Raw genomic sequence first — 23,583 nt, 5'->3', positions numbered from 1 at the left:
GAAGGTTCCTACCGCGACTGCAGCTGTTCAATAGGTCCCAGCAAACTTGATTCTCCGCACCGTACCGCTTACGCGGGCGACTGCACCGCCATTTGGATTAGCTCCTGGCAAACCTGGGAACCTTCGGTCGACGCTAGTCCATGGCGAACTTCCGGGGAGGCGCAAGTCGCGAGGTGTCTTGAGGTTGACGGCCGGCAGCAAGGAAAACGGCGCCACATACGGCAACAGCGGGTCGTTCGCCAAGCATTGCTTCCATGCACCAACGTCCATTCCGCGCGATTTCATCCACATCTGTGCTGCACCGCCATTCGCGAGCCCCCTAAAATCAACAGAACTGATTGGGTTACCACCGACATATGCATAAAGGTATGGGCAGTAAGGCTGCCCATCTTGGCGCACAAGGAACGGCAGAAGAAGCTCCAAGAATTATTCATCAACTGCGCTTACGATCAAACGGGGCTGGACAATTAAACACTATGCAACAGCGCCTCAGCCCGCCCTAAATATTAGTTGTCTGCGGCATTTTCCTGATGATAAACGGTCTCCTCTAATACGAAGTCAGGATCGAAGGGCCCGTAAAGCCGGCGCGACTTTATTCCTGACTTGTCAAATTCGACGATTACTTTATATCCCTCTGATGCATCGCCCCCCTTGAGAATCAAAACAAAGTTCTGCTCATTTTTTCGCAATTCTGCCGTCATCAGGTCTGGAAGTGTCGCCGACACAGAAAGAGGAACGGCAACTTGGCTTCCATCCACCGCAATTCTCAGACTGTCGAGAAAAATACATGGGAACCGGGCGTAGGTACATCCAGGCACGGAAGGCAGGCGCTGCTTCGTATTTGGTGGACGTATGTTGACTTCATGCGTGACAAACTCAGCCACTACCTTGTGTCCATCAATCGAATTCAGGATAACTGTCCTTCCACGAGGCGAAATCGATTCGCTCGCGCTTACGCCCAAGCTGAACAAAGTGAGCGCCAGCGGGAATATCAGGCCTAAAATTCTATTTCTCATGGCGCCACCCGTAGGGTCTTGTCGCTACTGCGTCCCATTTTATCTCTTATATTTTGCGGCACGATGATACATCCTTCGGATGCACTGCGGTTATACCTTGCATTATCGCCATGTATCAAGAATCCTCCTCGTCCAAACATCCAATTTGAAGCGGCCGGGGTAAGGCGGATCGAGCTTTTAAGCGTATGTCCACTTCCAGTTCTGTTGTCTTGCTGGGGGCCCATTGAATAGTCGCCAATTGGAACAGGGCCTATACTTGGAACGAATGAGAGAGCAGAATTGTTGACTCCGATGCCCTGTCCGGTATAAGCGCCGTCGAAAATCGGTTCCGGCGGCCCGACGCCATCTGTTGGGACATGGGTGAGTTGGCCGCTCGACTGACTCACCACCCAAGCTAATCCAGAAGGATCCGTAAGCATGGTCGGGGTTCCTCCAACGTATGCATAAGTATTGCGCCCCCCCATTAAGCCCAATTGGATCACTCTCGATATACCGCCCCGTCTGCGGATCATAATCCCTAAAGTAGTTATAGTGATTATTGGTCTCCCTATCAAAAACCTGCCCCGGAAACCTCAGGTCATAGCCGAACATGCCCAACCCGCTCGGATTCTCATCCGGCGGCACCATTCCAAACGGATCCGCCTGGTCCAGCGCCACACGATCTGGTTGTTGACTGCGCGGGTGAGCACGTGCGGCGCGCGCTAAGTACAGCCCAAGTGACCTGTACTTCACCAAAATCCCATACCTTATTTTCCTAAAGGCGTGTAATTCAAAATGACGTGACTACCGTTTAGTGCGACTTTTAACTCATAATCAGCGGATATGGCCATATAATGTGCAGTTTGTAGCGAAATCATAAACATCGCGCACCAATTTGAAGGCCCCCTCCATGGCCCTTTCTCCATCAATTCAATTTCATTCACCGGCAGCCATAACCCAACCTCTTTGGCAAGTATCTTTCCTCTCCAGCCACCATGGATCGAAATCTCAAGCGTGTCACGAGCATCAAAAGCTCGCTTTATGTTTTTCATGAAATTTTTACTGGGATATATTATCTTCATCCATGCCCTCCGCCGAGAACATTTTTGCATATAAGATAAGATGCAATGCATCCGCCGTAGCCGACAAATAAGATAAGATGCAATGCATCCGCCGTAGCCGACAAATTTGCTTAAATAATCTTTTGTGAAAGTTTGCGCAGACTTCTTGCAAACATCAAAAATCGTCTCACAATCCGGCTTTTGAGGAGGAGGCAACTTAGGGGCGGCACTTCAACATAACAATTTTCCGGAGCTTTCTTTGGTGGCCAAGATATGCCGTTTGGAAAATCCTGTGGTTGAATGATCCCATTCATGCTCCATGTTGGCAGATATGGACTTGGTTTAAACCAATCGTTGTTTTGGCCAAGTGACGGCAACGATGGGTTTGACGGTGTTACTGGAATAGGTTCAAAATAAAAATAAACAGAAAAATCAATCTCATTTTAGTCTCGACGATAAAGTATTTTTCGATCTGGATAAGTCGCTCTAAATTTCCAGATTGCACTGCATAAATTCTCGACGTCTTCGTTTTGTCCTCTTGTGCATCCCATAGTTGGCCGCCATCCTTGTTGCGGAGCATAAGGGTCACGCAAAGAACTGCCCCCTCCGTGTACCCATCGAGAGCGCGGATCTCCGGTTAGAACCTTCGCTGTGCCATAAGCTTTTCCGAGTTTCCCTGTCTTGCAATCAGACGTTATTTCTCCGGAATATGGCGATGCCGCACCTGGCCGCGACCTGCGGCCGACCTTATTTGATGGTGCAGATTCGTCAATTCGCACGCCGGGCTTAGGATGCATCATCAAATCAATCTGATCCTGTTCATGATTTTTGGTATTCCTATAGCTTTCGACCGAGTGAACCGCTTCTTTACCAAGGTTCCAAGTCTCGTAGGCTTCGTAAATTGCCTTCCCCGTAAAGTATAAGCCCGCTGCAATTACCACCCCCCCCAGTTTTCCCCGTTGGCGTCGAAGCGTACCACTGGATTGCCGCCGACAATGGAAGCAGGCGATCGCTGCGCAGGGTCCGTTGTCTCAATTCAAACGGAACGGCGACTATGAGTCCGTTCTCCCTCGATTGCCCTCATTTTCACCTAACTTCCTGCGCTCGCCAATTCTTATCTTCAAGTCAATTAAAGTCAACATGAAGCTACCGACAGCCCCTAATCCATAAAAAATTTGCGCAGTAGACAATCTCTGATGATCAAAAGCCTCAAAAACACATATGATCATGAATATAAATCCCCAAATAAACATGGGGAGCTTCTGAATCGGCAATATCCAAAATGGCATATTCAGCTACCAATCAATTTATTGAGAAATTATTTTTTCCCTTGGCATCCACAAGATTCCTGTGCAATCATCATCGCGACACTGGAGAACGGTGTCATTGCCGCACCGGCGACCTCGAAAACTCCTGATGCAACTCCGCCAAACGTACTCAATCCTGCTCCAAGTCCACCTCCGATGCTTCCCGGGATTGCACGAGACATAAGAGCTTTTCCTGTAAAGCTCGGGACCTTCGACATCAGGCCCTTTTCGGCCCCAACCTCGATACCATCCTTACCAGCGCTCTTCCAATCACTATTTGCGCTTGGGAAAAATTGCTGAATATTACCCAGGTTTGCAACAAATCCCCCAACATCCCCGTAATTGTCATTCAGAATTTTTTGAACACACGGATCATCAACTTTAGCAAAACTTACGCCGGAACCCTTCATCCACATCTGTGCTGCACTGCCATTCGCGAGCCCCTTAAAATCAACGGAACTGATTGGGTTACCTCCGACATATGCATATGTATTCGTCCCTCCCGCCAGGCCAATCGGATCGGATTGCACGTATCGTCCCGTTTGCGGATCATAATCTCTGAACATGTTGTAGTGATTATTGGTTTCCCTGTCAAAAACCTGCCCCGGAAACCTCAGGTCATAGCCGAACATGCCCAACCCGCTCGGATTCTCATCCGGCGGTATCATTCCAAACGGATCCGCCTGGTCCCAGCGCCACGCGATCTGGTTGTCGGCCGCGCGGGTCAGCACGCGCGGCGCCTGCAGATGGTCGGCATAGACATAGTAGACGGCAGGGCCGGACGCGCCCGGCTTGATGACCGCAACCGGCAGGTCGCCGAGATAAACGGTTTCCTGTAGCGGCTTGCCGTGTGCATCGTATTCGCCAAGCAGATGTCCTTGTTCGTCATACACATAATATGTCGTGCCGGCGGAGGAGGTCTTGAACACGCGCTCACCCCGGCCATTGGTGAGATAGCGCGTCATGATCCCGGCCCTCGTCGCGCTGTCGATCTGGTGATTCGCGTTGTACGTATAGCGGACCACGCCATCGTCAAGCAGATTGCCCGCCGCGTCGAAGGTATTGGTCCTGGCCGGCGCCGGTCCCGTCGTGGCGAGCAGGCGGTTGCTCGTCGCACTGAGCGTGTACGCATAGTTGGCGGCGCCAAAGCTGACCTGCATACGGTTGCCGTTCTTGTCGTACGCATAGCGCTGGCTGGTTCCCATGCCATCGAAGCCGGTCAGGCGGTCCAGGTCATCGTAGGAATATGTCTGATCCAATGCACTTGCTTGCGCATTCCCGGTGTGCGTCGTGGCCGCGATGCGGTCCGCGGCGTCGTAGTGCAAGGCGCGGATCACGCCTTGATGTGCGGGATGGCCGAGCGGATAGCTGACCAGTTTCCCGTCGAGATCGAATCCCCTGACGTACCGGTTCGGACTGGTCGAGGTGTGGTTGCCCCAGGTCCAGCCGCTGACGGCACCCATCGGGCGGTAGGCGATCTCGGTCAGGAGCGGCGTCGACATGGTCGTACCGGGGGCCAACAGCGCCAGGCTGGCCGGCCGTCCCGTGTCGTCATGGGCGATGTCGATGCGGATACCGCTCGGGTAAGTCATCGAGACGAGGTGTCCGGTACCGGGGCCATCGCTTCCGTAGACGTAACGCACGGCGAAGGTCGATGTGACGGCGCCGGTGACGGTCTGGGTCTTGCCGATCAATCGACCGAAACCGTCGTAGGCGAATTCCGTGTGCCCCGAGTCGTCGCGCATCCCCGTCAATTGCCCAGCCGCCTGAGTGTCCGGTGCGCCGTACTGATAACTGGTGATCCTGATCGACGGGGAAGTGACGCCGGCACGCGTTACGCGTCCGATCGGGTCGTAGCCGTAGCGCGTGACGACGCCACGCGCATCTGTACGGGATGCCAGTCTGCCGGCCCCGTCGAACAGATAGGAACTGGTGCCGGTGTCCGGACTGGACAGCGCGGTACGCTGGCCGAACCCGTCCACTGTATAACGGGTCGTCAAACCCTTCGGGTCCCGCAGCGTGAGCAGTTCACCCTGCTGATCGTAGGTGTAGTCGATCAGGTGCCGGCTCGAGTTCGACATCGGTGTAGGCAGTTGTTCGCGCACGACGCGATTGAAACTGTCGTATTGCCGGGTCGTGTAGCGTCCCAGCGGATCGGTCCATTTGGTGAGATTGCCGTTGCGGTCGTATTCGAAGTTCGTGCCAGTCTGCTGCAGGGCGTGCTGCTCGCGCTGCAAGCGGTTCAACGCATCGAAAGAGCGCGACAATTTGAAGGCCAGCGTGCCCTGGGGATCGTAGACCTGCTCTCCGATCACATTGCCGAATCCGTCCAGATCGAAATGCTTGTGGTTGCCGGCGTTGTCGGTCACATCGGTCAAGCGATGAGCGGCATCGTAAGCGTAGGTGAACGACGCGCCATCCGGATCGGTCGTGCGCGTCAGGTTGCCGACGAGGTCATAGCCGAATTCCCGGCGTTCGACGTCGCCATTCCCATCCTCGAGTACCGTGCCCGACAGCCGCTGGTCCGGGCCGTAGCGCAGACGCATGGTATTCCCGTTGGCCAGGCGAATGACAGTGGGCTTTCCGGCAAGCGAATATTCGGAATAGTGCGTCACGTCTCCAGCCGCATTGGTCACGCTGGCGAGGTCGCCGGCGTTATGTGTTGCCGAGCCATCCTGATAATAGACGTAGGTGGTCGTGGCGCGGCGCCCTTCCGCATCCGCGGGATCGCGCGCTTGCAGGATCCTGCCGTTGGTATCGTAGATGTAATCCCATACCCGCGCGGCGCCGATGCGCAGCGCCGATAGGCCAGCACTGCCATTCACGTCGGACGTCGCCTGAACGCTTACCGAACATAATAGGGGAACGGGTTTGCCGTTTGCGAGCACGGCTTCGGGAGCGCACGCGGCTGTCATACCGCTGGCGTCAGGCTGGCCATTGTAGCGATAGGTCGTTATGCGGTTGGGTTCCGCAACAATGGTCTGGAGGGGGAAATCGGGATGCCACTGGGTGGCCGTCCTGCGTGCCGTTTTCCTGGGCTGCACAGCAGTATCGCTGGCCGGGCAGCCATCGCTGTTCAGCAATCCATCGACTCTGCTCGTCTCCAGATTGCGGGCGTCGTAGCGATAGCAAGTCATGTTGCCGTTGAAATCCGTCCGGCTGGTGACATTCCCTTGCGGGTCGTGCGTGATCGCGTTCGATCCAGCCGTGCAGCCAGCCCCGCCTGGCTGGCTTTCGCCTGTGGCGACGCCTAAATTATTGATATATTGCAGCCCGATCGTGCGTTGGGTGCCCAGCGGATCGGTAATGATCCGCGTGAAGTCGTCCGGATAAGCGAAGCTGTAGCGATAGGTGCCGCCGGCATGTTCCGATGACACGGTGCGGCTATTCCCATCGTATGCATACGTCGCGAATCGCTGGCCGTTCTCATCGGTGATTCCGGTGAGCAGAAAGGGGTTGTGCGTGTCTTCGTAATGGTAATGCCTGCTGCCGAGAACCACGCCAAACGCATCCGTATACTCGACCGATATTAGGCGCGCTTTGGTGCCCCAGGACGGATAGTCGCCCCACGGGGTGTCATAACTGTAGAGAACCTTGCCATCGGGGCCGCTGATCGAAGCGACTTGGCCGTTCGAGCCCCAGTCCACGTCGAGCTTCCGGCCCTGATCGTCGAGCACTTCCTGGAGCAACAGGCTATCCGAAGCATAAGTAAAATGCTGGGTGGCGCCGTCCCATGCCTGGGAGCTGAGCAGAACGAAACGGTCATTTGTCCCCGAGGCGATTCTCTTGTAGTGCTCGGCCCGTCCATCCTGGATCAGCAGCCAATCCTCATACGACGCATCGAGGGCCTCCAGCGTCGCCGCTTGGTCTCGAGACGATTTATATTTGCCGGCAACGGCGTTCCAGTCGAATTTGAAATCCGTTCCGTCGCCCAGGCTGCCTTCGATCGTCAGAGGCCGGGCATTAGTCGCCGAGCGCCGTGTGATGCTGAAAGCGCGGTCGAACCAGAAGAACCAGGTTGCGCCTCCCGATGATGCCGTCGAAGCGTCATTGAATATCCGGTAAGTGCGCGTGACGGCTAGCGATTCCGTCACGCCGCCCACCAGATCGGTTTCGCGCTGGACTTTCGCGCCAGTCGAGACGATCACCGGATTACCCTGCGCAAAACCCGCTTGCCCGGACTGGCAAGCGAGCGGCACCGCCGGTTCCTGGCGTTTGACGCAGATGCCTTCGCGGGTCGCATGATAACCCGACTGACACGCCAGGTAGGTCAAGCCAAACCAATCGACACCGCCAGCCTGGATAAAACTCGGATATTTGCACTGGACCAGCAGACTGTTAGCGCTATACGGCCGCATGTCCACCAAGGTCGTGCCCATGTGGTTTTTCGCTGTGCGCCTGCATGCCTCTTCGGGCGTAGCGGCGTAATCGCCCGGGGCATTGGTACCCGTGTAGTACCACCAACCGATTGTTCCCTCGGGCAATCCAGTATCGGACGCGCTTGCATATCCGGCCATCCCAAGCGCGAGAAGCCAAGTTGCTTTGTATACCAGGGAGGTATTTTCCATTGCCGTTCCATGAGAAATGTACGGACGGAACGGTAGCCTCCCACATCAAAGTGAATTTTGAGAAATTGCAATATATATAACTTAATTGTAAAAAATTTATTTTTATGAAGTGTCGGAAATTGATGATTCGTCAAAATTTGGCGCAGGTCTGTCCTGGCTCAGAGGCAACTTCCTCGATTCGGTCAGTTCTGGCGCCTGGGATTACTGGCACGCGCTGCGTTCGATGACAAAGATCGATGGCCGACAAGTCAGTTCGCGCCGCCGGCGTGCGATGCCGCCCTGGGCAGCGCCGCACGCCGGCGGCGAGCGCGTCAGGCGCCTGCGCCGACGCCGGCCGGCAGCGCATAGCCCGGCTCCAGCAGGCCGGGAATCGGTTCACCCTCCACCACGACGATCTCGCCGATGCTTTGCGCGCGCGCGACGATGCGGTCGCCGTTCGCGATGTGGCTGCCGACGAGGGCGATGGGGCGGTTCGCATACGTCGATGCATGCCCGGCACCCGACACGATCACGCTTTCGCTGCCGTCCGGGTAGCGCACCCGGTCGCCGACGCAGGCGATGCGGAAATCGTCCGCGGGTTCGCCTTGGGATGCGAGGACCACTTCGCCGCCGCGGCGGGTGCGCGAGCCGATCGTCGCGATGGGGTAGCGGGCGATGACCTTGCGCGGCGCGGCTGCGCCCTGGGCTGTGTTGGTGGCAGAGGCTGCATCATTGGCACGTACTGATTTCATCCGGTTCTCCAGAAGTTTGCAAATGAGTGGGATGCTATCGCCGCTTATGATTGTCAAAAGGCTGTAAAAAAGCGACACATTCCCGGCAACGGGTGCACGGGTTCGTACACCGGAGCTCATTGAAGCGCGGGGTTGATTTATGCCAATTGATGCAGCGCAAGTCAAAACTGGCACTCGCCGGGAATCAGGGGATTCCGACAGGCCCGCTGGTTAACTTCCGATCAGCAATAAAGACGATGCCGCATCGACCGGCGGTTACAGGTCGATGCGGCATGAAAGGGGAGGTGCCCGGCCGTACCGGGCGCGAGTTCAGGAAGCCTGGCCGTTCTCGAGGAAGGAACGCAGCATCCACGCATTCTTTTCGTGGATTTCCATGCGGTCGCTCAGCATGCCGGCGCTGGGCTGGTCGTTGGCGTCGTCGGCGATCTTGAACGCTTCGCGCACGGTGCGGATCAGCGCTTCCTGGCCCTCGACCAGCTGGCGGATCATTTCCTGTGCGTTCGGCACGCCGGCTTCTTCCTTGATCGACGACAGTTCCACGAAGCGGGCATAGGTGCCGGGCGCGAAATGGCCCAGGGCGCGGATGCGCTCGGCGATGTTGTCCAGCGCGTTCCACAATTCCGTGTACTGTTCCATGAACATGATGTGCAGCGTCTGGAACATCGGGCCCGTCACGTTCCAGTGGAAATTGTGCGTCTTCAGGTACAGCATGTAGCTGTCCGCCAAAACGCGCGACAGCGACGCGGCGATGTTGGCGCGGTCTTCGGTGCTGATGCCGATATTGATCTTGCTCATGGTGTTCTCCTGTCAGGTTGTCGTTGCTGCATGGATGAACGACAGCTTAACAGGATTAACCAATAGACGTTGTTTATATTCCTAATCAAATTGATAGGAAAAGCCGATGATGGGATGCCCCATCACCGGCGCTGCGTCAGTGCTTGACGCTGGACGCGGGCGCCACGGCGTCGGCCGTCGTGTCGCTGGCGAACAGCTGGGCGCAGTCGACGGCGTCGAAGCCGTAGTGCTTGCCGCAGAAGTCGCAGTTGATGCCCAGCTCGCCCAAGTCGTGCAGGGCGGACTCGACCTCCTGCTGGCCCAGCATCTTGAGCATGTTCGCGACTTTTTCGCGCGAGCACGTGCAGTGGAACTCGGGATGCAGCGGGTCGAACACGCGGATCGTCTCTTCCCAGAACAGGCGCTTGAGCAAGGTTTCCACGTCGGCCGTGAGCAACTCTTCCTGCTTCAGCGTCTGGCCCAGCATGACGGCGCGGGTCCACGTTTCCAGATCTTCTTCCTCGCTGGCCTGCTTGACCTGGCCTTCGACGGCGCTGTTGCGCGGCAGCTTTTGCAGCAGCAGGCCGCGCGCGACGTTCTCGTCGGCCGCCAGCCACAGCTTGGTGTCCATCTGTTCCGAGCGCAGCATGTAGTTTTCGATGACGGTCGCGATGTCCTCGCCGACGAGCGGCACGACGCCCTGGTAAGGCTGCTGGCCCGGGACCTTGTCCTGCGGGTCGAGCGTGATCACGAAGCGGCCGCGACCATGCTGGTTCAGCAGCTGGACGACGGTGGCGTCGTCCGGCACCTCGGCACCGTCGCGCAGCTTGGCGGTGGCGCGCAGGCGCAGGTTCGCGTCGCACTCGACGACGAGCAGCTTCACCAGGCCGTCGCCATGGATCTGCATCACGATCGAGCCGTTGAACTTGAGGTTGGCCGACAGCAGCGCCGCCGCGGCAACCATTTCGCCCAGCAAGGCGCGCACCGCCTTGGGATAGGCGTGGCGCGACTGGATCTCGCGCCACGCGTTGGAAATCTCGACGAGCTCGCCGCGTACGGCCGCATTGTCGAAGATGAATTTCTGGAGGATGTCCTTGCTGGTTTCAGTCGTCATTCTTTATCCGATTTTCTTGAGCTCCGCCTTGAAGCGCCTGCCGCGCTCGATATAGCTGGCGGCATTGCCCTGCAGGCGGAGCAGGTCGTCTTCCGTGAGCGTGCGTACCACCTTGGCCGGGGCGCCCAGGATCAGCGAGTGGTCCGGGAAGTCCTTGCCTTCGGTGACGACGGCGCCGGCGCCTACGAGGCAGCCCTTGCCGATCTTCGCGCCGTTCAGCACCACGGCCTGGATACCGATCAGCGCGCCGTCGCCGACGGTGCAGCCGTGCAGCATCGCCTGGTGGCCGACGGTGACGTTCTTGCCGAGCACGAGCGGAAAACCCATATCCGTGTGCATCACCGTGCCTTCCTGCACGTTGCTGCCGGCACCGATCGTGATGCGTTCGTTGTCGCCGCGGATCGTCACGCCGAACCAGACCGAGGCATCCGCCTCGACCGAGACCTTGCCGATCAGGTTCGCCGAATCGGCGACATAGGCCGAAGGATCAATCTCGGGCGCATGCTCGCCCAACTGGTAAATTGCCATGGGGTGCTCGCGGAAGGTTGAGATGGCCGTATTTTACGCCCTCCCGCCTGCATCGTCCGGCAAGTCGCCCAGATGGGGCCGGCCAGCGGGAATACAAGCTTCATGCTTATAATGCGAACGGTCGTACTAATTTAAATCCCAGACAGGAAACGCCATGACACCGTCCCGCTCCGAATTCCTCACCATCCGCGGCCTAGCAACCCACGTCCGTCACTGGGGCCGCGCGGGCGCGCCCAAGCTGTTCATGGCGCATGGCTGGATGGACATGTCGGCATCGTTCCAGTTCGTCGTCGACGCGCTGGCCGGCGACTGGCACGTGATCGCCCACGACTGGCGCGGCTTCGGCCTCACCGACCGCACGGGCAACGACACCTACTGGTTCCCCGACTACTTCGCCGACCTGGAAGCGCTGCTGGACCATTATTCGCCCGACGCGCCCGTGAACCTGCTCGGGCACAGCATGGGCGGGAATATCGTGAGCGTGTACGCGGGCGTACGCCCGGCGCGCATCGCGAAGCTCATCAACCTGGAAGGCTTCGGATTGCCCGCGACGCATCCCGCGCAAGCGCCGGGCCGCTACGCCAAATGGCTGGACGAGGTGAAGGCGCCGCCGGCCATGAGCGCCTATGCCAGCCTGGAAGCGGTGGCGGCGCGCCTGCAGAAGACGAATCCGCGCCTGCCGGCGGACCGCGCCACGTTCCTCGCGCAGCACTGGTCCGCGCGGAACGGGCAGGGCGCGTGGGAAATCCTGGGCGACCCGGCGCACAAGATGACGGGACCGCTGCTGTACCAGGTGGAAGAGGTGCTCGCCTGCTGGCGCCGCATCACGGCGCCCGTGCTGTGGGTCGAGGCCGAGCACACGGACATGTGGCGCTGGATGGGACCGAAGGAGGAGGCGCGCCACGAGGTCGACCGCCGCCTGGCCCAGCTGGCGGACGTCACGCCGCGCATGATGCCGGACGCGGGGCATATGCTGCATCACGACCAGCCGGAGGCGCTGGCGCGGATGATCGAGGAATTCCTGGCCGCTTGACGTTCTCGTGGGCACGGGTGCCCACGATTCGCGCCGGATGCGAACCGCGTACAATGGTATTTCGCAAAGACACCCAAGGTCCGGATGCCGCATATGAAAGTCGATCTCCACTGCCACTCCAACGTCTCCGACGGCGTGCTCACGCCCGCCGCCGTGGCCGCGTATGCCCGCAAGGGCGGCGTCGACGCGTGGGCGCTGACGGATCACGACGAGCTGAAAGGCGTCAAGGCCGCACGTGCGGAGGCATTGGCGCTCGGCATGCGCTTCGTGCCGGGCGTGGAGATTTCCGTGACGTGGGCGAACGAGACCGTGCACCTCGTCGGCCTGCAGGTCGATGAAGACAATCCCATCCTCGTGCAGGGCCTGGCCGCCACGCGCCACGGGCGCGACGCGCGCGGGCGCGAGATCGCCGCGCAGCTGGACAAGGCCGGCATCCCGAACGCGTACGAGGGCGCGCTGAAATACGTCGGCAATCCGGACCTGCTGTCGCGCACCCATTTTGCGCGCTATCTGTGCGAGATCGGCGCGTGCTCGACGACGTCCGAGGTGTTCCGCCGCTACCTCACCGAAGGCAAGCCGGGCTATGTGCCGCACCGCTGGGCCACCCTGGCCGACGCGATGGGCTGGATCCGCGCCGCCGGCGGCATTCCCGTGATCGCGCACCCGGGCCGCTACCGCTTCGACGCGACGGCCGAGGGCGCGCTGTTCGACGAATTCAAGCAGCTCGGCGGCAATGCCATCGAAGTCGTCACGGGCAGCCACACGCCGGACCAGTACGCGACCTATGCCGAGGTGGCGCGCCGCTACGGCTTCCTCGCGTCGCGCGGGACGGATTTCCATGCGCCGGGGGAAGCGCGCGTGGAGTTCGACCAGCTGCCGCCGCTGCCGAGCGGGGTGGTGCCGGTCTGGCACGACTGGTTTTAAGCGATAGCCCATGCATACGTCGTCCCCGCGAAGGCGGGGATCCAGTTCACGCCGCGTCGACGCACAAAACTTGGGTTCCCGCCTTCGCGGGAACGACGGCTTTTCGGCCGCGTATCATCGTCGACGCTTGAAATTTCATCATCCCGCCCTTATCTTGTCCGACTGATATCGAACCCGGCCGGAGATCCTTCCTCATGAAGCGCATACTGCTGTTCCTCGCCACCAACCTCGCCGTCGTGCTGGTGCTGTCGATCGTGCTGAACGTCCTCGGCGTCGGGCGTCCGGTCGGCGGCGCCGGGATCAACGTCGGGGCGCTGCTCGTGTTCTCGCTCGTCGTGGGCTTCACGGGCGCGATCATCTCGCTGTTGATGAGCAAGCCGATGGCCAAATGGTCGACCGGCGCGCGCGTCATCGAGCAGCCCGGCAATGCCACCGAGGCATGGTTGATGAACACCGTGAGCAACCTCGCGCAGCGCGCCGGCATCGGCATGCCGGAAGTGGCCGTGTACGAGGGCGAACCGAATGCGTTCGCGACGGGCGCCTTCAAGAATTCCGCATTGGTGGCCGTGTCGACGGGCCTGCTCGCCAACATGAACCGCGAGGAAGTCGAGGCCGTGCTGGGCCACGAGATCGCGCACGTGGCGAACGGCGACATGGTCACGCTCACCCTGATCCAGGGCGTCGTCAACACCTTCGTCGTGTTCCTCGCGCGCGTCGTCGGCTTCTTCGTCGACAACGTCGTGTTCCGGCGCGGCGACAACGGGCGCGGCCCCGGCATCGGTTACGCGGTCACCGTGTTCGTGTGCGAGATCCTGTTCGGCCTCGTCGCGTCGCTCATCGTCGCCTGGTTCTCGCGCCAGCGCGAATTCCGCGCGGACGCCGGCTCCGCCCAGTTGCTGGGCAGCGCGCTGCCGATGCAGCATGCGCTGGCGCGCCTGGGCGGCCTGCAACCCGGCGCGCTGCCGCAGTCGATGGCGGCGTCCGGCATCTCCGGCCACGGCAGCGGCTGGGGCGCGCTGTTCGCGTCGCACCCGCCGATGGAAGAACGCATCGCGGCATTGCAAGCCTTGCGCCAGACGGGGTTGGCGCGATGACGCAATATTTCGAAGTCCACCCCCACAATCCGCAGGCGCGGCTGATCCGCCAGGCCGCCCAGATCATCCAGTCGGGCGGCATCGTCGCCGCGCCGACCGATTCCGCCTATGCCCTCGTGTGCCGCCTGGACGACAAGGCCGCCGTCGAAAAACTGCGGCGCATCCGCGGCGTCGACGAGAAGCACCACCTGACGCTGCTCGTGCGCGACCTGTCCGAGATCGCCACCTATGCGCGCGTCGACAACCGCCAGTACCGGCAGCTGAAAGCCGTCACGCCGGGACCGTACACGGTGATCCTGGAGGCGACGAAAGAGGTGCCGCGGCGCCTGTCGCATCCGTCGCGCAAGACGATCGGCATCCGCGTGCCGGAAAACGCGATCCTGCTCGCGCTGCTGGAAGAACTGGGCGAGCCGCTGATCGGCACCACGCTGCAACTGCCGGGCGACGACCAGATGCTGTCCGATCCGGACGAGGTGCGCGCGCGCCTCGACCGCCAGATCGAGCTCGTGATCGACGGCGGCGCCGGCACGCTCGAACCCACCACCATCGTCGACCTCACGGGACCTGACGCCGAGCTCGTGCGCGAGGGCCGCGGCGACCCCGCCGCGTTCGGCCTCTAGCGCCCGCGGCCGTCGTGACCGCGCGCTCTGATAGAATCGCAGTCTATGGATGAACTCATACGCAATCTGGCAGTGTATGCACTGCCTGTCCTCTTTGCGATCACGATGCACGATGCCGCCCAGGCATTCGCCGCACGGTACTTCGGGGACAACACCGCCCACGCCGCAGGGCGTACCACTTTCAATCCCCTCGGTCACATCGATCCCATCGGCACCATCGTCATTCCGGTGGTGATGTACCTGATGTCCGGCTTCGTGTTCGGCTATGCGAAACCGCTGCCGATCAACTACGGCCAGATGCGCCATCCCAAGCGCGACATGGCGTGGGTGGCGCTGTCCGGTCCCGGCGCCAATTTCGTGATGGCCCTGATGTGGCTGCTGATCGCGATCTTCCTGCAGTATTTCGGCGTGCAGGAAGATTTCCCGCACCTCGTGGCTGACGCGGGCGTCAAGACCAACCTGTGGCTGATGGCGTTCAACCTGCTGCCGATCCCGTCGATGGATGGCGGCCGCGTGCTGTTTTCCATGCTGCCGCACAAGGCCGCGTTCCAGTTCGCGCGCCTGGAGCCGTACGGCTTCATCATCCTGCTGGCCCTGATCTTCCTGAAGGTGATCGGTTACTGGCTGTTCTTCGTCGAGCTGATCGCGAAGCTGCTGCTGCACCTGATCGTCTCTCCCCTGAACATTCTCTTGACCTGATACCGCTATGTTTCCCGACCGTGTCGTTTCCGGCATGCGCCCCACCGGGCTGATGCACCTTGGCCACTACCACGGCGCCCTGAAGAACTGGATCCGCATGCAGTCCGAGCTGCCATGCCTGTTCTTCGTGGCCGACTGGCACGCGCTGACCACCCACTACGACGACCCGACGATCATCGAAAAAAGCACCTGGGACATGGTCATCGACTGGCTGGCGGCCGGCATCGATCCGGCCCAGGCCACGATCTTCATCCAGTCGAAGGTCCCGGAGCACGCGGAACTGCACCTGCTGCTGTCGATGGCCACGCCGCTCGGCTGGCTCGAGCGCGTGCCGACGTACAAGGACCAGATCGAGAACCTGTCCAGCCGCGACCTGGCCACCTACGGCTTCCTCGGCTACCCGCTGCTGCAGGCGGCCGACGTGCTGATCTACCGCGCCACGCAGGTGCCGGTCGGCGAGGACCAGGTCCCGCACATCGAAATGATGCGCGAGATCGCGCGCCGCTTCAACCACCTGTACGGCAAGGAACCGGGCTTCGAGCAGAAGGCGCTGGAGGCCGTGAAAAAGCTGGGCAGCAAGCGCGCCAAGCTGTACGCGGAACTGCGCACGTCCTACCAGCAGGACGGCATTGCCGCCGCGCTGGAGCAGGCGCAGGCCATGCTGGACGAGGCGGGCAGCCTGTCGAACATCGACCGCGAGCGCCTGTTCGGCTACCTCGAAGGCAGCCGCAAGATCATCCTCGTCGAGCCGCAGGTGAAACTGACGGAAGCGTCGCGCCTGCCGGGCCTGGACGGCCGCAAGATGTCCAAGAGCTACGGCAACTCGATCTCGCTGCGCGAAGATCCGGAATCGGTCACGAAGAAAATCCGCACGATGCCGACCGACCCCGCGCGCGTGCGCCGCAGCGATGCGGGCGATCCGCTCAAATGCCCAGTGTGGCAATTGCACGAGGTCTATTCCGCGCCGGCGACGAAGGACTGGGTCATGAAGGGCTGCACGAGCGCCGGCATCGGCTGCCTCGAGTGCAAGCAACCCGTCGTGGAAGCCGTGCTGGCCGAGCAGGAACCGATGCACGAGCGCGCCCAGCAATACATCGACGACCCGTCGCTCGTGCGCGCCATCGTCGCCGACGGCTGCGAGCGGGCCCGCAAGCTGGCGCAGGAGACGATGCGCGACGTGCGCGAAGTCATGGGCCTCTCGTACAGCTGATGCACGGCGCCGGCGACAATCCATCGGCCTGGGTCGCGCGCTGGGCGCGCTCGATCCCGCCGGGCGAGACGCTCGATCTCGCCTGCGGCGGCGGCCGCCATGCGCGCCTGCTGGCCGCGCTCGGCCACCCCGTGCTGGCCGTCGACCGCGACGCGCAAGCGCTGGCGCTGGCGGCCGGGCCCGGCATCACGACGCTGCAAACCGACCTGGAAGCGGAGGGCGCCACGTGGCCTTTCGCGCCGGGCCGCTTTGCCGGCATCGTCGTCACGAACTACCTGCACCGGCCGCTGTTCGAGCACCTGGCGGCGGCGCTGGCGCCGGACGGAATGCTCGTCTACGAAACCTTCGCCCTGGGGAACGAACGCTTCGGCAAGCCGTCGAATCCGGCCTTCCTGCTGGCGCCCGGCGAGCTGCTCGACATGGCATCGCGCCACGGCCTGCGCGTGCTCGCGTACGAGGACGGCGTGGTCGACGCGCCGCGTCCGGCACGCGTGCAAAGGCTGTGCGCGGCGGGGCCGGCATTCGATCCGGCGGCGGTCAGACTGGATATGTAACCAACCTGTAACCATGCCATTTATATGGTGTGGAATGAACCATAACGCCAGGCTATCCGCTACAATCGACAATTATTTATTAACGGCACGGTCCACTGATTATGATTAAGGGCAGCATAGTAGCAATCGTCACACCGATGTTCGAGGATGGAAGTTTGGACAGGGACAGCCTGCGCAAACTGCTCGACTGGCATGTGGCGGAAGGTACGGACGCGATCTGCATCGTCGGTACCACCGGCGAATCGGCCACCGTGAGCCCGGAAGAGCACTGCGAACTGATCAAGCTGACGGTCGACCACGTGGCCGGCCGTGTCCCGGTCATCGCCGGCACGGGCGGCAACTCGACGGTCGAAGCGATCGCGCTCACCCGCCACGCCAGGGAAGTCGGCGCCGACGCCTCGCTGCAGGTCGTCCCGTACTACAACCGTCCGTCGCAGGAAGGCATGTATCGCCACTTCAAGGCGATCGCCGAATCGACCGACCTGCCGGTGTATCTGTACAACGTGCCGGGCCGTACCGTGGCCGACATGAGCAACGAGACCGTGGTGCGCCTGGCCGCCATCGACAACATCGTCGGCATCAAGGACGCGACCGGCAACCTCGCGCGCTGCATCGAACTGCTGCGCGACATCGACCGTTCGTTCGCCGGCAAAGGCAAATCGTTCGGCGTGTACTCGGGCGATGACGCGAGCGCACTGGCGCTGATGCTGTGCGGCGGCGCCGGCAATATTTCCGTGACCGCGAACGTGGCCCCGCGCGCGATGGCCGAGATGTGCAAGGCCGCGCTGAGCGGCCAGACCGCGCGCGCGATCGAGATCAACAACAGCGTGCTCGACCTGCACAGCAAACTGTTCGTCGAACCGAACCCGGTGCCGGTCAAGTGGGCGCTGGCCGAGATGGGCAAGATGCCGGCCGGCCTGCGCCTGCCGCTGGCGCCGCTGTCCGCGCAATACCACGACACCGTCCGCGCGGCCCTGCGCGCCTCCGGCGTCCTTTGATTACCAGCTTTAACGATATGACGAACCGCAAGATGATGACCTCCACCGCAGCTCGCACCCTGGCGCTGACCGCCATCGCGTTCAGCCTCGCCGCGTGCACGACCGTGTTCGAATCGGACAAGGTGGACTACAAAGCCTCCAAGAAGGCCGCGCCGCTGGACATTCCGCCGGACCTGACCCAACTGCAGAAGGACAACCGCTACGCCGTGCCGGATGGCCGCGGCGTCGCCACCGCTTCCGGCTTCCAGCAGCAGCGCAGCGCCAATCCGGCCGTTGCCGCGGCGTCGGGCGAACAGATCGGGCAAGTGCCTACCGACACCATCCGTATCGAGCGCAACGGCAACCAGCGCTGGCTCGTGGTCAAGGAAACCCCGGAACAGCTGTGGCCGCAACTGCTGGAGTTCTGGCATAACTCGGGCTTCACCGTCGAGACCGAGTCGGCCCAGACCGGCATCATGGAAACCAACTGGGCCGAGAACCGCGCCAAGATCCCGCAGGACTTCATCCGCCGCACGATCGGCAAGGTGTTCGATTCCGCGTATTCGACGGGCGAGCGCGACAAGTTCCGCACCCGCCTCGAGCGCCGTCCGGACGGCATGACCGAGATCTACATCAGCCACCGCGGCGCCGAGGAAGTGCTGACTGGTCCGCAGAAGGAAACGTCGACGTGGACCGCGCGTCCGAACGATCCGGAGCTGGAAGCCGAATTCCTGGGCCGCCTGATGGCCCAGCTGACCGGCACCAAGGTCAAGGAAGCGACCGCGTTCGTGACCAACGCCCCGCTGGAGCCGCAGCACGCCAAGCTGGAAGGCAGCAAGGTCGTCGTCGACGAAGGCTTCGACCGCGCCTGGCGCCGCGTCGGCCTGGCACTGGACCGCGTCGGCTTCACGGTGGAAGACCGCGACCGCGTGCAGGGCATTTATTTCGTGCGCTACGTCGACCCGGATGCGGTCAAGAAGGAAGGTTTCTTCAGCAAGCTGTTCGGCAGCGACGACAAGAACAAGGAAGCGCAGAAGTTCCGCGTGCTCGTCTCGACCGTGCCGAACGCGACGTCGACCGACGTGACCGTCCAGACGAACGACGGCAAGCCGGAGACGTCGCCGACCGGCGCCAAGATCCTCAAGCTGCTGGCGGACGAGTTGAAATAAGCCCGTATCGCCCGAACGAAAAACCGGCCTGCGCGGCCGGTTTTTTATTGCCCGGCGAATGCGTCGTGGGCACGGGGTGCCCACCCTACGAATTGAACCGGGCCGTGGTTTGGCTGATGCGTCGTGGGCACGGGGTGCCCACCCTACGAATTACACCGGACCGAGTTTGGCTGATCCGCGATGGGCACGGGATGCCTGAACGGGGCCGTAGGGTGGGCACCCTGTGCCCACCAATCTATACAAAACCTGCGGACGTAAAAAAACCGGCCCGCAGGCCGGTTTTTTCAGCGCGGTGCTGATTACTTCGAAGCAGCCGGAGCAGCAGCAGCCGAAGCGGCGTCAGCAGCAGCCGAAGCAGCCGAAGCAGCAGCCGAAGCGGCCGAAGCAGCAGCGTCAGCAGCGGCCGGAGCAGCCGGGGTAGCGGCAGCGTCAGCAGCCGGAGCGGCCGGAGCAGCAGCCGGAGCGGTGGTCTCAGCAGCCGGAGCAGCGGCCGGAGCTTCTTCTTTCTTCGAGCAGGCAGCCAGAGCAACAGCCAGCAGGGAAACGATCAGCAGAGATTTTTTCATGGTTTTTCCTTAATTGATTCAAAAGGGTGGTGCGATGAATAATTACCGGTAATTATCGCTCGTCAGGAATTCTCTTGTTTGTATACTTTGGAAAAAGTGCCTACAGACAACGGAACCTTCCTAACCCGATATTATAGCCAAATTTACTGAATCGCAATAGAAAAGTCGTGTCAAGACGTAACAGTTGCCAGAACAGGCAATCTTCATTTTGTTGTAACATGACGGCGCCTGTCCGTGCGCTAGTTCTCATAGGCGAAAGCAAGCGAAAACTAGTGATTGCAACCCGGTAACACCGGCCTGCAGACCAGGCTGTGATTCTGCCCAAATTCCATCGAAGCGCAGGCGTGACAGCTCGGTTTGTTGCGGCGCATCAAAAGCGGCTTCGCCGCGCATGTGATTGCTGTGGAAGCGCCGCACGATGTGCAGGTCGTCCGCGATGCAGAACGAATCCGTGAGGTCGCGCAGCCCGCGCGGCGTCCGGCGACACTCGATGGCGTGGGCGTAATCCCGCAGCAGGCGCAGGAAGCGCGGCGCCTCCCGCTCCAGGTGCGCGGCATCGTGCAGCGCCAGGCGCAGGCGGCCGCCGTCGTGCAGGAAGCGGCGCAGGGCGGCATCGACGTCCGGCGCACCCAGGCGGAACGGGACGAAGTCCGGATCGAACATGACGAGCGTCGTCCGCGCCCGCGCCAGCACGTCGCCAAGGCGCTGCTGGAACGCGGCGCGGGTGTCGAAGGGTTCGGGCGCGGGCGCGGCCATGGTCAGTTCAGCTCCAGCCAACCGTCCTGGTACCACGTGTACAGCGCTTCCAGCACGTCGTCGGACGCCTGGGCGAGCAGGGCGCCGGCCAGGCCGCGCTCGTTGGCGAGCACGTCCAGTACGGTCTTGTCGGCGCGTCCGACGGCAAACGATTCGCCGTTGATGAACACGTGCTTGCCGCGATACAGCATCAATGTCTTGGGCGACAACTTGAGGCCCTTCTTCGCCGCCTGCTCCATGAAGCGGCCCATCGTCAGCGGCTTCGCCACTGGCGTGAAGAACACGTTGTGCTTGGGCTCGGACAGGTGTTCGCCCAGGAAGATCGTCACGTCTTCCTCGTCCCAGCGCACCTTGTTGAGCTCTTCGGTGACGGTCGCCAGCATGTCGCGCGGGATCTCTGCCGGGTTCTTCGCGGGCGCCAGGCCCGGATCGGCGTAGCGGCCCGGCAGGTCGATCGAATCGGCCATGAATTGCAGGAAGGCTTCGCCCAGTTCCTGGAACGACGGCGAGCGGAAGCCGATCGAATACGTCATGCATTCGCCCTCGGCCACACCGTCGTGCGCGTAGTGCGGCGGCAGGTACAGCATGTCGCCCGGTTCCAGCACGAATTCTTCCTCGGGCTCGAAGTTGGCGAGGATCTTCAGCGGCAGGCCGTCGACGAGCGTCAGGTCCTGCTGCGCGCCGATGCGCCAGCGGCGCCTGCCCTGCGCCTGCAGCAGGAAGACGTCGTAGGAATCGAAGTGCGGGCCGACGCCGCCGCCGTCCGTCGCATAGCTGACCATCAGGTCGTCCAGGCGCGCGTCCGGCACGAAGCGGAACTGGCGCAGCAGCGCGTCCGCCTTCGCATCGTGCAGGTTCACGCCCTGCACGAGCATGGTCCACTCGCGCTGCGTGCGCGGCGGCAGCCCGGCCAGCGGGCCGTGCTGCATCTCCCAGCGGCGGTCGCTACCGGTGCCGTCCGCAAGCGTGACGAGGCGCGACTCCACGTGGTTCAGCTGTGCCAGTTCGGCCAGCTTCTCGAACTTGAGCAGCGGCTTGAAATCGGGGATCGCCTGACGGATCAGGAGGGGTTTCTTGTGCCAGTAGTCGCGGAGGAACTGGGCGGGGGTGAGGTTCCCGAGGAGCTGTAATTTTTGCATGCGTCATTATAACCAGCGGCCGTTGTCGCAAGTGGCTTCTAAAACCCTGCAGTGCGACGCGCAGTAGGTTTTTGGAGCCACTGGTGGTAGGGTTATAATCGCAACCTTACCCACGAAAGGAAGTGCAATGAAGATTGCCCAGAACACGGTTGTGTCGGTGAACTACAAACTGTCCGACGCCCAGAACAACCTGATCGAAGACGGCGCCCAGCCGATGGTCTACCTGCACGGTGGCTACGAGAACACGCTGCCCAAGATCGAAGAAGAGCTGGACGGCAAGGACGTGGGTTACACGTCGACGATCCAGATCGAGCCGGAAGACGCGTTCGGCGACTACGACCCGAACCTGGTCAAGGTCGAAGAGCGCAACCGCCTGCCGGAGCCGATCGAAGTCGGCATGCAGTTCGAAGGCATGGCCGAGGGCGGCGACGAGGAGCCGGTGATCTTCACCGTCACCGAAATCGCCGACGATAAGGTCGTCCTCGACGGCAACCACCCGCTGGCCGGCATGGCCTTGCGCTTCGACCTGTCCGTGATCGACGTGCGTGCGGCGACGCCGGAAGAGATCACCCACGGCCACGTGCACGGCGCCCACGGCCATGATCACGGCCACGACGACATCGGCGACAGCGAAGAGGGCGACCACTTCCGTAGCCAGCCGCTGCAGTAATCTGCAGCTGGCCTGCGCGGTAACGTCGTTACTTCGTCGTCCCCGCCTGCGCGGGGACGACGTGCGTATTGCGGCGGACGAATCCACCGTTACGTGATCACTGGCCTTTCGCTGGCTTTGCCGGCTTCGCCGCCTCGACCTTGCGCTGATCGACCCTGAACAGGCTCTTCATCGCCGGGTCCACGACCACCTCCAGCGCATCCGCGCCGGCCGCCAGGTGGCCGACGTTGCCGCGCCATTCGATCGCCGGCTTCGCGCGCACGCGCGTGCCGTCGACGAGCAGCACCTTGCCCCGGAATTTCTGCGCCAGCGACAGGATCAGCCGGCGCGGTTCGGCAAAGCCGTCGTTGTCCGGCACGGCGCTGCGCAGCAGGGCGCGCAGGCCGGTCGGTTGCGAGAGCGCCTTCACGTCGCCCTCGGAAAACAGCACGAGCGCTTCCAGCTTGTCGCGCCGGGCGATGGCGAACAGCCGGTTCAGCCAGAACCGGTTCGCGACGAGCCGGTCCTCATACTCGCTGTTGCGGCCCGCCTCGTTCAGGTAGTGGTTGTTATTGGCCGGCATGTTGACGGTCGCATACAACACCTTGCCGACCGACCAGTGGGCATTTTCCGCATAACTGCGAAAACGCGGGCTCATCGACTGCCGCGTCAGCGCCAGCTTGCGCGCGCCCAGCGTGTTCGGCTCGCCGTAGAACAGTTCACGGATGCGGTTCAGGCGCTCGATCGCGTCGGAGCGGCCGGCGCTGTTCTTGCATTCGCTCCAGTCGCTGCCGGCCGGCAGCACGACGACGGGCCGGCGCGCATCGTCGATCAGTTCGCGCCGCTTCTGGTACAGCTTGTCGGTGCACGGTTCGTTCGCACCCTTGATGCCCGTGACGACGAGGAAGGCGACGTCATTGTCGTCGTTGTCGCGCAACGCCTGCGTGAGGCGTTTTTCGCCGCCATCCGTGAAGCCGTGGCCGATGATGGCGAAGCGGTGCGCGTCGTCCTCGTACGTGTTGCGGATAAGCCCATCCGCGCGCGCGCCGCCCGCGATGGCGCAGGCGCTGGCAAACAGGACGGACAGGATGAGCGAAAAGCGGCGCCGCTGCATC

General features: G+C 61.6%; 22 protein-coding genes and 1 pseudogene. 10 read left to right on the top strand and 13 right to left on the bottom strand.

Translation table 11 applies throughout. The features are described from left to right. Positions 1-506 precede the first annotated feature (506 nt). From ACEN9Q_RS18550 to ACEN9Q_RS18510, 9 genes and pseudogenes are all read right to left on the bottom strand, one after another. Positions 507-1,016, bottom strand: coding sequence for a hypothetical protein (locus ACEN9Q_RS18550; protein ID WP_495625589.1), 510 nt, complete (start codon positions 1,014-1,016; stop codon positions 507-509). Beyond that, the gene (locus tag ACEN9Q_RS18545) at positions 1,013-1,435 is read right to left on the bottom strand and encodes a tlde1 domain-containing protein (RefSeq protein WP_495628973.1); all 423 of its coding nucleotides are present in this window, start codon (positions 1,433-1,435) and stop codon (positions 1,013-1,015) included. Before ACEN9Q_RS18545 ends, ACEN9Q_RS18550 begins: the two co-directional genes overlap by 4 nt. 91 nt (positions 1,436-1,526) lie before the next feature. Beyond that, a pseudogene (locus tag ACEN9Q_RS18540) lies at positions 1,527-1,607 on the bottom strand (hypothetical protein); the annotation flags it as partial. Positions 1,608-1,762: 155 nt separating this feature from the next. After that, complete coding sequence (locus ACEN9Q_RS18535; protein WP_495625588.1) at positions 1,763-2,047, bottom strand: hypothetical protein; 285 nt, start codon at positions 2,045-2,047, stop codon at positions 1,763-1,765. 1,327 nt (positions 2,048-3,374) lie between these two features. Beyond that, complete coding sequence (locus ACEN9Q_RS18530) at positions 3,375-7,931, bottom strand: RHS repeat-associated core domain-containing protein (protein ID WP_495625587.1); 4,557 nt, start codon at positions 7,929-7,931, stop codon at positions 3,375-3,377. A 311-nt stretch (positions 7,932-8,242) separates the two neighbouring features. Continuing rightward, a complete protein-coding gene (locus ACEN9Q_RS18525) occupies positions 8,243-8,662 on the bottom strand; it encodes a PAAR domain-containing protein (RefSeq protein ID WP_056443064.1) in 420 nt (139 codons plus the stop codon). Between the two features lie 309 nt (positions 8,663-8,971). Further along, complete coding sequence (locus ACEN9Q_RS18520) at positions 8,972-9,457, bottom strand: Dps family protein (RefSeq protein ID WP_056443061.1); 486 nt, start codon at positions 9,455-9,457, stop codon at positions 8,972-8,974. Between the two features lie 136 nt (positions 9,458-9,593). Beyond that, positions 9,594-10,550 carry an Hsp33 family molecular chaperone HslO gene (gene hslO, locus ACEN9Q_RS18515; RefSeq protein ID WP_056443058.1) on the bottom strand — a complete coding sequence of 319 codons (957 nt, stop codon included), beginning with the start codon at positions 10,548-10,550 and terminating at the stop codon, positions 9,594-9,596. A gap of 3 nt (positions 10,551-10,553) precedes the next feature. Next, positions 10,554-11,078: a gamma carbonic anhydrase family protein gene (locus tag ACEN9Q_RS18510; protein ID WP_495625586.1), complete on the bottom strand. Its 525-nt coding sequence runs from the start codon at positions 11,076-11,078 to the stop codon at positions 10,554-10,556. Positions 11,079-11,232: 154 nt separating this feature from the next. Between ACEN9Q_RS18510 and ACEN9Q_RS18505 the strand changes: the two genes are divergently transcribed. The 9 genes from ACEN9Q_RS18505 to bamC all read left to right on the top strand — a co-directional run bounded on the left by ACEN9Q_RS18505 (position 11,233) and on the right by bamC (position 19,358). Beyond that, a complete protein-coding gene (locus ACEN9Q_RS18505; RefSeq protein ID WP_495625585.1) occupies positions 11,233-12,111 on the top strand; it encodes an alpha/beta fold hydrolase in 879 nt (292 codons plus the stop codon). Between the two features lie 84 nt (positions 12,112-12,195). Beyond that, entirely contained in the window at positions 12,196-13,035 is an 840-nt protein-coding gene (locus ACEN9Q_RS18500; protein WP_495625584.1) for a 3',5'-nucleoside bisphosphate phosphatase, read from the top strand. A 194-nt stretch (positions 13,036-13,229) separates the two neighbouring features. Continuing rightward, a complete protein-coding gene (htpX, locus tag ACEN9Q_RS18495) occupies positions 13,230-14,129 on the top strand; it encodes a protease HtpX (protein ID WP_056443044.1) in 900 nt (299 codons plus the stop codon). Continuing rightward, a complete protein-coding gene (locus ACEN9Q_RS18490) occupies positions 14,126-14,749 on the top strand; it encodes an L-threonylcarbamoyladenylate synthase (protein ID WP_056443042.1) in 624 nt (207 codons plus the stop codon). Before htpX ends, ACEN9Q_RS18490 begins: the two co-directional genes overlap by 4 nt. A gap of 105 nt (positions 14,750-14,854) precedes the next feature. Then, positions 14,855-15,448: a site-2 protease family protein gene (locus ACEN9Q_RS18485; RefSeq protein WP_307188999.1), complete on the top strand. Its 594-nt coding sequence runs from the start codon at positions 14,855-14,857 to the stop codon at positions 15,446-15,448. A 7-nt stretch (positions 15,449-15,455) separates the two neighbouring features. Then, positions 15,456-16,658, top strand: coding sequence for a tryptophan--tRNA ligase (locus ACEN9Q_RS18480; protein ID WP_056443037.1), 1,203 nt, complete (start codon positions 15,456-15,458; stop codon positions 16,656-16,658). Next, a complete protein-coding gene (locus ACEN9Q_RS18475) occupies positions 16,658-17,212 on the top strand; it encodes a class I SAM-dependent methyltransferase (RefSeq protein WP_495625583.1) in 555 nt (184 codons plus the stop codon). The genes ACEN9Q_RS18480 and ACEN9Q_RS18475 overlap by 1 nt, the downstream gene beginning before the upstream one ends. Before the next feature lie 101 nt (positions 17,213-17,313). Further along, positions 17,314-18,210, top strand: coding sequence for a 4-hydroxy-tetrahydrodipicolinate synthase (gene dapA, locus ACEN9Q_RS18470; RefSeq protein WP_056443031.1), 897 nt, complete (start codon positions 17,314-17,316; stop codon positions 18,208-18,210). Positions 18,211-18,242: 32 nt separating this feature from the next. Beyond that, positions 18,243-19,358: an NlpB/DapX family lipoprotein gene (bamC, locus tag ACEN9Q_RS18465; RefSeq protein ID WP_229412726.1), complete on the top strand. Its 1,116-nt coding sequence runs from the start codon at positions 18,243-18,245 to the stop codon at positions 19,356-19,358. A gap of 299 nt (positions 19,359-19,657) precedes the next feature. On the opposite strand, the gene ACEN9Q_RS18460 is transcribed toward bamC, so the two are convergent. From ACEN9Q_RS18460 to ACEN9Q_RS18450, 3 genes are all read right to left on the bottom strand, one after another. Further along, positions 19,658-19,924 (bottom strand): hypothetical protein, encoded by a 267-nt coding sequence (locus ACEN9Q_RS18460; protein WP_495625582.1) that lies wholly within the window; start codon positions 19,922-19,924, stop codon positions 19,658-19,660. Positions 19,925-20,170: 246 nt separating this feature from the next. Continuing rightward, entirely contained in the window at positions 20,171-20,680 is a 510-nt protein-coding gene (locus ACEN9Q_RS18455; RefSeq protein ID WP_495625581.1) for a DUF7931 domain-containing protein, read from the bottom strand. A 2-nt stretch (positions 20,681-20,682) separates the two neighbouring features. Beyond that, a complete protein-coding gene (locus ACEN9Q_RS18450; RefSeq protein ID WP_495625580.1) occupies positions 20,683-21,819 on the bottom strand; it encodes a JmjC domain-containing protein in 1,137 nt (378 codons plus the stop codon). A gap of 127 nt (positions 21,820-21,946) precedes the next feature. On the opposite strand from ACEN9Q_RS18450, the gene ACEN9Q_RS18445 reads away from it, so the two are divergent. Beyond that, a complete protein-coding gene (locus ACEN9Q_RS18445) occupies positions 21,947-22,489 on the top strand; it encodes an FKBP-type peptidyl-prolyl cis-trans isomerase (protein ID WP_056443020.1) in 543 nt (180 codons plus the stop codon). Between the two features lie 97 nt (positions 22,490-22,586). Here the strand turns inward: ACEN9Q_RS18445 and ACEN9Q_RS18440 are convergent, their stop codons facing one another. Beyond that, on the bottom strand, positions 22,587-23,582 hold the full coding sequence (locus ACEN9Q_RS18440; RefSeq protein WP_056443017.1) for a hypothetical protein: 996 nt from the start codon (positions 23,580-23,582) through the stop codon (positions 22,587-22,589). Between the last annotated feature and the right edge of the window lies 1 nt (position 23,583).

The organism is Massilia sp. Masssp93 (assembly GCF_059491295.1).
Note: the sequence above shows the minus strand (reverse complement) of the source record. Positions and strands in the feature narration are given on the sequence as shown.